This is a genomic window from Entomomonas sp. E2T0 (assembly GCF_025985425.1).
Lineage (GTDB): Bacteria > Pseudomonadota > Gammaproteobacteria > Pseudomonadales > Pseudomonadaceae > Entomomonas.
In genome coordinates this window covers 2,803,496-2,819,902 of sequence record NZ_CP094972.1, presented here as the reverse complement: position 1 = coordinate 2,819,902, position 16,407 = coordinate 2,803,496, and the positions used below count along the sequence as shown (strand labels likewise).

The following is a 16,407-nucleotide window of genomic DNA, read 5'->3' as shown; positions in this document are numbered from 1 at the left end:
TTAGGTTAGTAATATTGTGTTTGGCAGCATAGTAACCATGATTTCTGATTGGGTATTATGAGAGGAAGCTATGGAAAGCATATATTGGTCTTGAAAGCTTTGGGAATATAAGTACCAATTATTTTCTTTGATATTTATTTGACGATGATTAGTAAATGGAAAAGGTATTTCAAAGGAAGTAGGAGATAAAAAGAAGCCACTGCCTTCTGCTTTCATAATGGCCTCTTTTAAAGTCCATAATTGAAAAAAATCAATATTGTTATTGTTTAGAAAAGCGTTATATTCATTGTGGGTTAGTGCTTGCTGGTATTCATGAATATTAATAGGTACTATTTTTTCGATATCTACTCCTATAGCTCCTTGATCGTTATAAGCACAAACTACCCAATTATTAGAGTGCGAAATATTAAAGCCACCTTGCATAAAATCAATAGATGGTTTTCGATAATTATTGTAACTGATATCAGGTAGAGTGTTTCCTTGAAAGTTCTCATGTTTTTTTAGTATATAAAGTAATAGCATTTTACCTATTAAAGATCGATATTTATCTTCGTTAAATCTAAATTGTTCAAGATCTTTTTGAGACGAGCTATTAAGTATTTTTTTCTGAGACTGAAGGTGAGACCAGTCCAATCCTTTTATAGAGGCACAATAAATATAGTTCATAATATATAAGAAACCCCATCAAACAAAAAGTAATTGTTTGATGGGGTATGGAATAAAGTGATTAACTGACTAATTCAGTGATATAGCTTATAATCTCTTGTTCCTTTTCAAGTATTTTGTAGTGATTAGAGTCTATTTCTACAAGTTGTAGTTGATTAGGATAAGTAATATAAGCATCAATATTATTTAATGGATATCTCTGGTAGAGTTCTGTAGAACCATTAATTTCTTTAGCTTTAAATAATACAACTTGAGTTTTTTTCAGCTTGTTCGATAAAGGTTGTACAGAAAGTTTATTATCAATCTCCATCATGGATTTTACTTTGGGTTTTAAATATGCAGGTATATTTAGTTCCTCCATTATATTGATAAGATCAATGGGTTGATCATTTAGTTTTAAATCATCTTCATTTAATAGCCATGTATCCAGTAGATAAACTTTAATATCTTTTATACCTCTTGCTTCTAAATTAGCGGCTAATTCTAATGCAATTTGTCCACCTAAAGACCAACCGAGCAAGGTAATGGGTTCATCTTTATTAAGTATTGTATCAATATGCTCTAAGTAGTATTGAGTTAATAAAGTTAGATCATCAATTTTTTGCTCATGATAGAAATTATATGAATCAATTCCATAACAGTAATGATGTCCACTCAATTTATTGGCTAGGGAGTTGTAAACTTCACAGCCTCCCAGACCTGGATGAATCATAAACATTTGTGGTTTGTCTTGGGCACTATTTAATAGCATTATCGGATTAAACTGCTCTTTAGCATTGGCAATTTTTATAGCTAATTCTCGAATAGTGTTGGTAGTTAAAATATCCACTAAACGTAGTTTAATTTTAAAAGCTTCGTTAATTTTATTGTTTAGTAACATTGCTAAAATACTATTACCGCCTAATTTAAAGAAATTATCTAGCATACTAATTTCAGTATTTGAAATTTTTAAGACACTAGAGAATACTTGGCAGAGGGTATTTTCAATAGCATTTTCAGGTGCAACATAGGTAATGGTTTCAGTAAAGTTCGGCTTTGGTAAGGCTCTCCTATTTAGTTTTCCATTGGAGGTAATAGGTAGTTCAGTTAAATGCATAAAGTAACTAGGTATCATGTAACTAGGTAAATTTTTATGCAAATAGTCGTGTAGTAGTTGTGAGTCAATCTCTTGTGGTGATGTATAGTAAGCCACAAGGTATTTACTGCCTGATGAATGCTCGTATGCTATTACAATACTATGATTGATTGCTGGGTATTGTGTTAGACGTGCTTCAATTTCACCTAATTCAATTCTAAAACCACGGATTTTTACTTGGAAATCATTACGTCCTAAGTATTGTATATTGCCATCTGGTAAAGAACGAACAAGATCGCCTGTTTTATAAATACGACTATTATAGTGTTGCTGTTTTTCCTCTGTTGTTTGGAAAGGATTAGCAATAAAACGTTCAGCGGATAGGCTAGCGTTATTTAGATAGCCTCTAGCGACACCATCACCACCTACATATAGCTCACCAACAGCTCCTATAGGAACAGGTTGTAGTTGTTCATTGAGAATATAGGCAGATGTATTAGCAATAGGCTTACCAATTAGTACATCAGTTATATCAGGATTGTTACAATCGTAATATAAAACATCTACTGTGGCTTCAGTAGGACCATATAGATTGTGTATTTCACAATTAGGTATCAAGCTATGGCATTTTTTAACTTCGTAAAGATTTAGTGCTTCACCACTACAGAATAAATACTTTAAGTTTTGTACTTTAGATTGTAATTCTGTTTGGGTGGCTAATGTTTCAACAAAAGCTACTAGCATTGAGGGTACAAAGTGTAATACATTTACTTGTTCGCGTTCTATTAACTCAGCTAAATAAAGATTATCTTTATAAAGTTCTGGATGTGCAAAAACAATACAGGCGCCATACCAGTTTGCCCAGAACAATTCCCATACAGATACATCAAAGGTATAGTTAGTTTTCTGTAAGATATGGTCTTGCTCGGTGATAGGATATTGATTATGCATCCAAACAATACGATTAACCACGCCTTGATGTTCTAACATTACACCTTTTGGATTGCCTGTTGTACCACTGGTATAGATAACATAAGCTAAGTTGTTAGGTTGTGCTACTGTTGTTAAATCATCACTACTGTAATTAGTAATTTCAAGTATTGTTTCTGGTGCTTGTAAATTAATAACTACTTGATCTGTAGTCGCTAATGCTTTGACCTTATCATAACTTGTGTTGGTGGTTAAAACGACCTTGGTTTTAGTATCTGCAAGCATGTAGCTAATACGCTCAGCTGGGGCTTGTGGATCCATAGGAACATAAGCACCACCTGCTTTAAGGATAGCTAAAATACTAATTAGCATATGTTGTGAGCGGTCCAAACAAAGTGCTACCAGATCATCTGCTTGTATTGCAAAGTTATCTCTTAAGTAGTGAGCTAACTTATTGGCGCTTTGGTTGAGTTGTTGATAAGTTAAGCGATTATCTTCATACACCATCGCAATATTATTAGGTGTTTTTTGCACCTGCTTTTCAAAAAGCGCATGAATAGTCATATTTTTAGGATAATCGCATTGCGTTTGGTTCCATTGATAAATGGTTTTTGCAAAGGTATCTCTGTTTAAATAGTTTAGTTGTGTAATGGTTTGTTGTTTCTCACATAAACTAGCAAATTGCTCAAGTATGAATTGATAAACAGTAATGTAATGCATTATGGTTTGTTCATCAAACAACCGTGTAGCATAGTTAAATATACCTGTAATAGCTTCTTTAGAGTCATCTAACATGGTGGTTATATCAAATTTAGCTACTTGATACTCAGTACCCGCTGCTTGATAAGGAATAAATAACTGTTCTGTGTCTGTTGTTAGATTATTACCAAAAGACTGTACACCAAACATAACTTGGAAAATAGGATGTCTTGAGGAGTCTTTTTCAATCTGCATAACATCTACTAGTTTTTCAAAGGGTAGATCTTGGTGCTTTTGTGCATCGATGATTAATTGCCCTGTATGTTGAATAAATTCAACGAGTGTTTGCTCAGCTGAAATCTGTTGTCTTAATGCTAAGGTATTAACAAATAAACCAATGGTTTGTTCGATAGCTTGATAATGTCTTCCTGCAATAGGTGTGCCAATGACAATATCTTGTTGATTACTGAAAGCACCCAATAATAGGTAATAACCACTTAATAATACGCTATATAAACTTACATTGAGTTCAGCAGCTAAAGAGCGTAGTTGTTGGCTGAGTTTAGCATCTAGCTGAAAATTAATATCTTTACCACTGTAGTCTATTTGTAACGGACGTACATAATCAGTTGGTAAATTTAATGGTTGATAATCAGCTAATTGTTGTTGCCAATATTGTAGTTGTTCATCTAATACTTTACCTTGTAGATACTGACGTTGCCATAGAGCATAATCTTTATATTGAATATCAATAGCTGGTAATAACCATTGCTCCGCTTGTTCAATTTTTCCTTGCTGTAGGGCAGTAAGGTATTGATAATAATGTGTTAGCTCTTTAATCAATAGTTCTATTGACCAACCATCAAAAGCAATATGATGAATAATCATGCTGATATAATTATCATTACCTAGTAAATAATGGTTAACAGCAATAGGCAATTCTCTATCTAGCTTAAATACGCGATGTATATGCTTGTAAATATGTTGATCTAAATCTTCTTGTGAGGAGCATATAAAGGTATCAACCACAAAAGGAGTAGTAGCTAATGGAAGTATCTGCTGATAGCCTAAGCCATCACTATTAGTTTTAATGACAGAACGTAATACTTCATGTCGTTCGATTACTTTTATAATGGCCTGTTCCAGAATAGCAAGATCAATAGAAGATGCTAATTTAAATATCAATGGAATATTATAAGCATTACTGCCATTCTCATAAGAGTCAATAAACCATAAGCGTTCTTGGGCAAACGATAATAGTTGTTGCTGAGGATTATCAATAACGGGAGCGACTATACAAACATGTTCACCCTGTGACTCTTCAACAAATTTTGCTAAAGCTTGCACTGAACGATGAGCAAAGATATCAGCTACATGGATAGGTTTGGCGAATAATCTAGTAATTTTGCTGGCTAACTTAATCGCTAAAATACTATTACCACCTAACCTAAAGAAATCATCTGAGATACTAATAGTTTCAGCTGCAATACCTAAAAACTCTGCATAACTTTCTACTAACTGTTGTTCAGTTTTTGTGTTAGGGGCTATATATAGCTCTTGGCTAATTAATGATGGCTTAGGCAAGGCATGGCGATCAATTTTTCCATTGATAGTAACAGGGAAGGATGTCAAATGAACAAATGCAGCAGGTAGCATGTAATCAGGTAAAAACTGCTGTAAGTAGCTCAATAGTTCATCGTCGGTTATAAACTCCTCAGCTACATAGTAAGCGGCTAAGTATTTATTACCTGTAGTGCTATCTAATGCTAAGACAATAGCTTGTTTAATGGTAGGGTATTCATTTAAACGTGCTTCAATTTCACCCAATTCAATTCTAAAGCCACGAATTTTAACTTGGAAGTCGTTGCGGCCAACATATTCAATATTGCCATCTGCTAAATAACGTACAAGATCACCTGTTTTATATAATCTACTATTATAACTTTGAGCCTTTTCTTCAGCAGTTTGCAGATGATTATTAATAAAGACACTATTAGTCATTTCAGGATTATTTAAATAGCCGCGACCAACACCAGCACCACCGATATAAAGCTCACCTATCACACCTGTAGGTACTGGCCGTAAATATTTATCTAAGATATAGGTACAAACATTATGAATTGGTTGACCAATATTGGTATTAATATCATCTTTTTTGTAAGCATGAGCAGTTGCCCAAACGGTAGTTTCGCTAGGGCCATATACGTTAATTAATTTTACACCCTGTTGACAATATTGATTAACTAATTCCTTACTAGTCGCTTCACCACCTACCGTTAAAACAGGTAGTTGTAGCGTTTCATTTTTATCTAGTAAAGCAGGTGGTATAAAAGCAAAGTCTATATTGCGATCTTTTATATAAGTAGCTAAGGCTGTAAAATCTAACCGTTTATGTTCTGCTAGAACATGTAAACAATGACCATTCAATAAGGCGTTGTAAATTTCAAAGGCATGAGCATCAAATACATAACTGGAATACCAGAGTACATTTTTAGGTTTGTGTTGTAGATCACAATGCGCTAAATCTAAAATATCTTGTTGTACTGTAGCAAGATTGGCCAATGTATGATGCTCAATCATTACACCTTTGGGAAGGCCTGTAGTACCGCTTGTATAGATAATATAAGCCAAGTTACTGGCTTGAGTTTGGCTAATAATATTTTGTTTATCTAATTTTACTAGTGTATTGATTAATGTTGGATTATCTATATCTATTATTTCAGTATTATAATTTTGGACTATACTATTTAACTTACTATAGTAGTGCTGATTAGTTAATACCGCTTTGCACTGTGTATCTGTAATCATTAGTTGAGTACGTTCAACAGGCGTTTGTGGGCTCATAGGCACATAAGCTGCACCAGCTTTAAGTACAGCTAAGATACTGATGACCATATGCTCAGATTTATCAAGATATAATCCTATTAAATCATCTGGCTCTATAACAAACCGTTGTCTTAAATAATTAGCTAATTGATTGGTGTAGTCATTTAATGCTTGATAGGTGAATTGAATATCTTCATATACTAATGCAATATTATTAGGTGTTTGTTGAACCTGTTCTTCAAATAACTGGCTAATCAGTTTGTTTTGAGTAAAGGGTACAGTTTTTGCTACTTGATTTTGAATAAGTTGGGTGTGTTCCTGTGCTGTTAACAGTTTTAATTGGTTAACATGGATATTAGGATTATTAAGTAGTTGTTCAAGTGTTAATTCAACACCTTGTAAGATCCTAGTAATAGTTTGTTGATTAAATAGCTCACCCGCATATTTTATTTTAAAGTTAATTTCGCCTGCTTTTTCATAAACTACGATACCTAGAGGGTAGTCTAATTTTTCTTTACCTTCTTTAAAGATTATTTTAAGTTGCTCATTGTTGCTATCTGAAACAGGATAGTTTTCAAAAACAAATAATGAGTTAAAAAGTCGATTAGCAGATTTTTGTAATTCTGTAAGACTTACGTTACTGTGATTATTTACATTATTAATATGGGTTTGTAAATTTTTAACAATACTAATTAATGTATCTTCAGTATGCTCTAAGGTAATGGGTAGGGTATTAATGTAAAGACCTACTGATGTTTCTATGCCATCAACAGGCAGGTTTCTACCTGAGACAGTCATACCTAGTGTTGTAATATCTGTATTACCATAAATGCTTAGTTGTTGATGCCAACAATATTGCATCAATGCATTTAAGGTAAACTCATGTGTTTTACATAACTGTATAAGTTTTTCACCTTGCTGTTTAGCAATAGTTATAGAAAGTTCTTGAGGGTCTTCAATATAACGATGTTCATTTAAGTTTATATGACGCATCTCTGGCTTAAGAAGACTTTCTAAGTTTTCTTGATTATCTTGATTAAGGTAATTTTTCCAAAACTCGTCTGTTTTATGTGTTTGTGCTTGTAAAAACGCTTGCGCCGCTAAATAACTTTTATCTTCCTGTATATTAATAGGTTGATTGTTAAGTAGTGCTAAATAATTTTGATGGACATCCTGCATTAAAATAGGAATACTCCAACCATCTAGAATGGCATGATGATTATTAAAGATACAACGGTAATGTTGCTCTTTATATTTAATTAGATAGATTCTAAATAATCCCCCTTTAGAGAGGTTGTAATTAATTTGACGATCTTTTTCTAATAAATTGGCCGTAGTAGATAATTGTTGCTCTTCTGATTGATCAGTTAAGTCAATAAACTGCCAGCCAAAGCTATTGGTTTTATCAACAATTTGGATAAAATCTTCATCCCAAGAAAATCTTAAGCGTAATGTGGGATGTTTAGCTTGGGAAAGTTGCCATGCTTTATGAAGTAAATCAGTTTGTAATGCATTGTGGTAATCCCAAATCATCTGGATACGATAAGCATTATCTAATTCACCTTGGACAATTGCGTGGTATATAAAGCCTTGCTGTAAACTATTAGCAGGGTAGATAGCAGTTATTTCATTATTGTGTTGAATTTTATCTAATAAATTTTTAGAAATTACATGATTAGTATCTGATACAGTTAAATAGCTACGATTTAGAAGTAATAACTCAGTAATTAAACATTCTAACTGTTGAGTAAAGGCAACAGAAAAATATTCAAGCTGTGCACTATTTAAATAGCCTTCCACTGCGAATTGTAATTGTCCATTTAGGATGCCACCATTCAATGCTAAGAAATCAGTATTGCGATTGTCTGGAGACATCGCTATTCCTGAGTTTTCATTACTGAATGTCCAGTATGAGCTTTGCTCATCACTATCAAATTGACCCAAATAATTAAAACAGATAGCAGGTAATGGCTGTTTGGTATAACCCACTAATACGCCATACCCAAAACCATGATGTGGAATGCTTCTTAAGTAATCTTTAATAATAGGTAAATTTTGTACAATTCCTTGCTCTTTAACATCAAGTTTAACAGGGTACATACAGGTGAACCAGCCAACAGTATTATTAATGTCAATATCGTTGAATAAATCTTCTCGGCCATGTCCTTCAAGGTGGATATAATGCTGATTAAGATTAAAGACAAGTTTTAAAGCACTGGCTAATGCGGTGAGTAAAATATCATTTATCTCTGTGCCATAGACTTTATTTATATCACGTAGCAATACCGTCGTTTGTTCTTTTGATAGTTGAATTTTAGTTTTATTAAGTGTATCAGTCCGATAAGAGGTTAACTGTTGATTATAATTATCTAGCCCTCTAACTATTTCATGCCAATAGTCTTGTTCATTATCAAAGCCTTGTACAGTAACAATTGGATAATTTTGTTGGTTATTAATCCATTGACGATAGCTAGTACCTTTATCACCTAAAATAGTGCTAGGATCAATGGCATTATTTAATGATGCATTTTGTTCACTAAAGTACTGATAAAGTTTTTGTAGATCATTTTTAATAATTCGCCAACTCACTGCATCAATATTTAAATGATGGACTGCAATATGAATACGTGCGCTATTATCTGCATAACCTTCAAGATAACCTATATGGAAGAGTGGGCCTTCAGTAAAGTTAAATTGATTTTGCCATTGGGTTAACTGTTTTGTAATTTGTGCTTCAGTAAAGCCTTTGATATCTATATGATCAAAAGGTAATACGGTGATAGTTGAATGATAATAGCCATTCAAGGCGTCTTGATAAGTAGCTCGCAGTATATCGTGATATTCAACCAATTTACTAAGGCTTAGTTGTAGTAATTCAATATTAAGTTTTGGTACTTTAATTAAAAATGCTTGGTTCCAATGATGATAAGCAGGTAGTTTGCCTAATTCTCTATTAGCAAAGAACCATTGTTGGATAGGTGCTAAAGGAATATTACCTTCTAAAATACCTTGTTCAGATTGAATAGTAGGTATTAAATTATCTTGGTTTTTAATTACATGGTCGCTTAACGCTTTAACTGTACGATAAGTAAAAATATCTTTAATAGATAGATAATAATTTAATGATTGTCTAATGCGATTAGCCAATTGAATACTGCTAATACTATCACCACCTAATTTGAAGAAGTCATCTTCTATGCTGATAGTGTCATTCTGTAATCTCAGTACTTCAGCAAATGTATTACAAAATAGAAGTTCTGTATTATTAGTTGGTGCTAGGTAGTTTTTAGCATTAGTAAATACTGGCTTGGGTAGCGCCCTATAATTCGCTTTACCATTACTGGTAATAGGAAAGGCATGCATATGTATAAAAACAGCAGGCAACATATAATCAGGCAAAAATTGCTGTAAATAATTTAGTAATTCATTATTATCTAAAGCCTCATCAGCCACATAGTAAGCAGCTAAATACTTATTGCCTATATTATTATCTAAGGCTAAAACAATAGTTTGTTTAATACTAGGGTAATTACTTAAACGTGCTTCAATCTCACCTAATTCGATTCTAAAGCCACGAATTTTAACTTGGAAGTCATTACGGCCAATATACTCAATATTACCATCTGCTAAATAACGTACAAGATCCCCCGTTTTATACAACCTGCTATTGTAACCTTGAGCTCTTTCTTGTTCAGTTTGGAAAGGATTATTAATAAAGACTTTATTCGTCATTTCAGGGTTATTTAAATAACCACGACCCACACCTGCACCACCAATATAAAGCTCTCCGATAACGCCAACAGGAACAGGCTGTAGGTGTTCATCCAATATATACACGGTTGTATTAGTCAGAGGTTTGCCAATGGTAACTGTTTGTTTAAATGGCACAGTTGCTTGATTAGTTAAGTAGGCTGTAGCGTAAGTGGTCGTTTCTGTAGGGCCATAAACATGAACTAAATTAACATTCGGGTAGCATTCTCTAAATTTATTAACATGGATGGCCGAAGAGGCTTCGCCACCAAATAATACATATTTTAACTGAGCTAAATTAGTTAATTTAGCATCTACTAACGTATTGAAAAAAGCAGTGGTAGAGAAGAAGTTTGTAATTTGATAATCAACAATCAACTGATTAAACTTCTCTAAATCCAAGAAATTATCTTTAGTAGCGATTACTAAACTAGCCCCATTAAGTAAAGAGCCAAAAATATCATAAGTAGAAGCATCAAATTGATAACCAGAGATACTTAATAAATGATCGTTTTCGTTGATCTCAACATAGTTAGCATTAATAATTAGACGATTAATATTATGGTGTTCAATCAACGTACCTTTTGGGTTACCTGTAGTACCACTGGTATAAATAACATAAGCTAAATCATGGGCAGTAGTATCAATAATAGGGGGAGTGCTTGGATACTGTGCTAATGTATTTACAAAAGCTGGCTGATCAATACAAGATACAGGGATGTCTATGGCTAAAGAAGTTACCTTATCTTGATAGTGCAATTGAGTAATGATGGCTTTTAGTTTGGCATCTTGTATGATAAAGCCATTACGTTCATTGGGAGCATCAGGATCCATAGGAACATAAGCAGCACCCGCTTTAAGGATAGCTAAAATACAGACAACAATTTGTTCTGAGCGATCAAGGTATAATCCAACTAAATCATTAGGCTGAAGCTGATAAGTAGTCTGTAAATACTGTGCTAATTGATTTGCTTGCTGATTGAGCAACTCATAAGATAGTTTAGTTTGATTAAAGATAACCGCTGTATTATGAGGTGTTTTTTGTACTTGTTGTGCAAACAACTGAACAACCGTTTTATCATTTGCATAGGGTTTTTGAGTATTATTTCTACGATAAATTAATTCTTCATAGGTTTCTGTATTTAAGAATTTTAATTTGGCAATAGCCTGCTGCTCTTCACACAAGTTAGTAAATTGTTTAAGTATACATTGATAGACAGTAATGTAATTTTCGATGGTTTGTTTATTAAATAGAGAAGTAGCGTAGTTAAATACTCCTGTAATTGCTTCATTAGAATCATCTAATGTGGTAGTAATATCGAATTTAGCTACTTGATACTGTGTATCTTCAACTTGATAATGTTCCAATAAACCATTAATTGCTTTTAATTGAGAGCTACCAAATGATTGTACGCCAAACATTACTTGGAAAATAGGATGTCTTGAAGCATCTTTTTCAACTTGCAGAGCATCTACTAATTTTTCAAAAGGTAAATCCTGATGTTTTTGGGCTTCACTAACTAATTGTCCTGTTTGTTTAATAAAGTCTACTAGTTGTTGCTCAGATTTAATTTGTTGTCTTAGTGCTAAGGTGTTTACAAAGAAACCTATAGTATTTTCAATAGCCTGATAATGCCTTCCTGCAATAGGTGTTCCTAAAACAATATCTTTTTGACTGCTTAAAGTACCTAATAACAGATAATAACCACTGAGTAGTACAGTATATAGGCTAACATTTAAATTCGTAGCTAACGTTCTTAACTGTTGGCTTAATTGACTATCCAATTCAAAATGAATATCTTGGCCTTTGTAATCAATCTCTAATGGCCGTACATGATCTATTGGTAAATTTAATGGTTCATAGTCAGCGAGTAGTTGTTGCCAATAGTGTAATTGATCATCTAACACTTTGCCTTGTAAATATTGACGTTGCCATAAAGCAAAGTCTTTATACTGGGTTTCTACGGCTGGTAATACTAACTGTTTAGCTTGTTCATTAGCCCCTTTTTGCAGGGCTTCAAGATACTGGTAAGCTTGGATAAATTCATTAATAAATAAATCAAGAGACCAGCCATCAAAGGCAATATGATGGATAACAATCGCTAGATAACATTCATTCGCTAATTGATAGCGGTTAATAAAAATAGGGTATTCTGTATCTAAAGCAAATATATGATGGATATGTTGATAAATAGTACTTTGTAAGTCTTGTTGTGAAAGGCATAGATTAGGATGAATTACAATAGGCATGGTTTGTAAATCCATTACCTGTTGATAACCCAGTCCTGCTGAATTTGTTTTAATTAGTGAGCGTAATATTTCATGGCGTTCCATTACTATTATAATGGCTTGTTCCACAAGGCTAAAGTCAACTACAGGGTTTACTTTAAATACTAAAGGAATATTATAAGCATCACTGCCACCTTCATAAGAATCAATAAACCATAACCGCTCTTGTGCAAAAGATAATAATTGTTGTTGAGGGTTATCAACTACAGGGGCTATAATAGAAATCTGCTCACCCTTAACATTATCAATAAATTCAGCTAAGGTACGTGCAGAGCGATGAGCAAAAATATCAGCCACATGGATCTGTTTAGTAAATAATCTAGCTAACTTACTCGCTAATTTAATGGCTAAAATACTATTGCCACCTAATCTAAAGAAGTCATCAGTGATACTAATACTTTCACTTGCAATACCTAATAATTCCGCATATGCTTCAACTATCTTTTGTTCAATGGTTGTACTGGGTGCTATATATTGCTCTTGAGTAATTAATGAAGGGGTAGGTAAGGCACGTCGATCAGTTTTACCATTCATATTTACTGGGAAAGCAAGTAAATGAACAAAAGCAGTTGGCAACATATAATCAGGTAAAAACTGCTGTAGATAATTCAATAACTCATTATCAGCTATGGCTTTATCAGCTACATAATAGGCAGCTAAATATTTATTATTGGTAGCACTGTTTAAGGCTAAAACAGTCGCTTGTTTTATGGCAGGATGATTATTTAAGCGAGCTTCAATTTCTGTTAATTCTATTCTAAAACCACGGATTTTAACTTGGAAGTCATTACGGCCAATATACTCAATATTACCATCTGCTAAATAACGTACTAAATCCCCTGTTTTATACAACCTGCTATTATAGCCTTGAGCTTTTTCTTGATCGGTTTGGAAAGGATTATTAATAAATACCTTATTTGTCATTTCAGGGTTGTTCAAATAACCACGACCAACACCCGCACCACCAATATATAGTTCCCCTATAACGCCAATAGGAACAGGCTGCATTTGCTCATCTAATATATAAATAGTCGTATTAGTGAGGGGTACGCCAATGGGAACACTATGATCAAAAGGAGCATTTGCTTGATTAGCGAGATAAGCTACAGCAAATGTAGTAGTTTCTGTTGGGCCATAACCATTAACTAACTTTACGTGAGGGTAAAGTTTTCTAAATTTATTAACATGAACTGCAGAAACTGCTTCACCACCGAATAATACATACTTTAATTTAGCTAGATTGGTTAATTCAGCATCAACGAGTGTATGGAAAAAAGTAGTGGTAGCAAAGAAATTAGTAATTTTATAGTCATCAATTACTTTATTAAATTGTTCTAAATTTAATAAATTGTCTTTACTGGTTATAACTAAGGCAGCACCATTAAGTAAAGAACCAAAAATATCGTAAGTAGAAGCATCAAATTGATAGCCAGAGACACTTAATAAACGATCAGTATCAGTAATATCTACATAATTAGCATTAATAATTAAGCGATTTATATTATGATGTTCAATTAATGTGCCTTTTGGATTACCTGTAGTACCACTGGTATAAATTACATAGGCTAAATTATGTGGGGTCGTAGTGTTTACAGGGTTATGCGTTGGATATTGTGTTAGTGAATCCACAAAAGCTGGTTGATCAATACATAATACAGGTATTGATAACGCTAAATTATTTACTTTGCTTTGGAAATGCTCCTGAGTAATGATAGCTTTTAGCTTAGCATCTTGCATAATAAAGCCATTACGTTCATCAGGCGCTTCTGGGTCCATAGGTACATATGCAGCACCCGCTTTAAGGATAGCTAAAATAGATACTATGATTTGTTCAGAGCGATCTAAGTATAATCCTATGAGGTCGTCAGGTTGGATATTGTAAGTGGTTTGTAAGTGATGAGCTAATTGGTTTGCTTGTTGATTGAGTAGTTCATAAGATAGTTTGTTTTGATTGAAAATAACAGCAATGTTATCAGGATTTTTTTGAGCTTGTTGTTCAAATAGTTGAACAACGGTTTTATCATTAGCATAGGGTTGTTGAGTATTGTTTTTAGAATAGATTAGTGCTTGATAGGTTTCTTTATCTAATAAGTCAATATCTTTTGTTAGGGTATGGGTAAGGTCATTGACCAGATAGTCTAGCAATTGAATAAATAGTTTTTGATATAGCTGAATAAATTGTTGTACAAGGTGCTTATCTAATTGTTGATCATCAAATTTAACGCGATAATTAATATGATTATTATGTTCTTCCTGTTCAAAAATTAATTTATTAGATAAGTCTATTTGTAATTCATGATTTATTTTTTCGCCATGAATGCCATTAAGATGAGTTTGATGGTCACGGAAAAAGGTTTGTACAAAAGCAATATCTAAAATATTAGGATTATCAACATAAGACATAATCTCGTAGATAGGCAAATACTTACCACTAGATTTTTTAAGGTCTTTATAGTATTTGGTAATGTTATTAATAACAGCTTGTAAGGTGGTGTTATCATCAAAATGGTAATTAATTAATAATGTATTAACATGGGCACCATAAAATAAATCTTTACCTTCTAACATAGCAACTGGATAAACAAGAGGGATATTGGTTTGTCTTGTCATTTTATGCAGTAGTAAAGCCATTACTAACTGGCCAAACATGTAAGTAGTAATTTTATATTTACGACGTAGAGTTTTTAGTTGCTTATCTACTTGCTCATCATAACTAAATAAATACTCGGTGATAAAAGGTATACTTTGTTTTTTAGGGACAATATTGGTTGTTTTTAAAAAAGATAAATCAATGCTTTGTACTTCTTCTAAATGTTCTTTCCAGAACGATTCCATTTGCTCTTTTTGAGTGGTGAGTATATGTTGGTAGGTATTATGAAGTCCTTGATGCATTTCTGTTTGAGTTTCAAGAGTAGGGATTTCATAATTAATGCCATTATAATTTTTACGAATCTTTTCCCATATTTCTTGGGTACTAATACCATCTACAACAATATGATGAAAAACGAATAGTATCCGATATTGTTCATTAGCTAATTTGATTAGATGTATTCTTGCTAAAAGATCTTTTTCTAAATTAAAGGGAGAGGTAACGATGTTATAAAGTTCATCATCAGTTAGCGGCGAATCATGATAGGTAATAGCATTTTTAATAGGGGGAGAGGGAATCCAGCATATGCCTTCTGGTTGATTGGAAATGGTATGGCGTGTTATAAAATGTTCATTAAATATTTTATTAAAACAGTCAGCAAATCGTTGTACATCTATTTTACCTAATACAGTATTATCTATCACAATATTATAATCACTGCGCAAAGGATTAGATAACCACTCATAATAGAAAATTGACTGATAAGGGGTTAGTTTAACATTTTTCATTTTTTTATAACCTATAAACATTAAGACATAATAAAGCCACATTGATGCAATGTAATTATCATGTTTATGACGGAAGCTAATATCAAAGAAATTGGATAATGTTTTGCTAAAACCAAGAATTATTTAAAGTATTAGTTTGAGCGAATGAGGAAAGATTTTCTTAGGTCTGGTTATATGCAGAACTAAATAGTTTCCTTAACATTGTAGGTTTGATAAGCCAGATATATTGATACTCAAAAAGTATATAGTGATAAAGAGAGGATATTTTGTTAATGGATTTTATAAAAAAATAGAATTTTTTATTTGAGTGATTATTATTTAAAATAAATAATGATAGTGTTTTTTTATCTCTTAGTCCTTTTTTTATTAATGAATAAAAAGTTTTTTCATTAATTTTATTGATCATCCTAATACTCCCTATATTCCTATTAAAAACTGTTATTAAGGATACCAATTAAAAGATAATACAAAACTATACTTTGGTATAATATAGTAATAATATTAATATATTAGGTAATATTTTACTAAAGAAAAGGTTTGTAAATAGCGTGCAATTGTCAGCTTTTTTGGCAAAGATAGGTCTATAATTAATTAAGTTGGAGTAATTAAATTTTTTGATAGGTAACATGTTAATTTAATTGGTTATGTCATTTGAGTTATGGTTTTTCTAAAACGTGCTAGTGTAAAAGTGAAAAACTAAGACCTAAAATAGTTAACCACAAAAAAGGCACCTATACTGTTTTAATACCTGCACCTTGGAATAAAATAGCTTGACCTAATTTTACAACGTGAGT

Annotated in this window: 2 protein-coding genes; both read right to left on the bottom strand. The window is 32.6% G+C overall.

Annotation, left to right across the window (positions count from 1 at the left end; all coding sequences use genetic code 11):
• The gene (locus MTZ49_RS13460) at window positions 1-666 is read right to left on the bottom strand and encodes a 4'-phosphopantetheinyl transferase family protein (RefSeq protein WP_264745968.1); all 666 of its coding nucleotides are present in this window, start codon (window positions 664-666) and stop codon (window positions 1-3) included.
• Window positions 667-727: 61 nt separating this feature from the next.
• Entirely contained in the window at window positions 728-15,613 is a 14,886-nt protein-coding gene (locus tag MTZ49_RS13455) for a non-ribosomal peptide synthetase (RefSeq protein WP_264745967.1), read from the bottom strand.
• Window positions 15,614-16,407: the final 794 nt, after the last annotated feature.

Coding starts and splice junctions, on each gene's coding strand:
- MTZ49_RS13460 (WP_264745968.1), bottom strand. CDS start 666: ATGAACTATATTTATTGTGCCTCTATAAAAGGATTGGACTGGTCTCAC.
- MTZ49_RS13455 (WP_264745967.1), bottom strand. CDS start 15,613: ATGAAAAATGTTAAACTAACCCCTTATCAGTCAATTTTCTATTATGAG.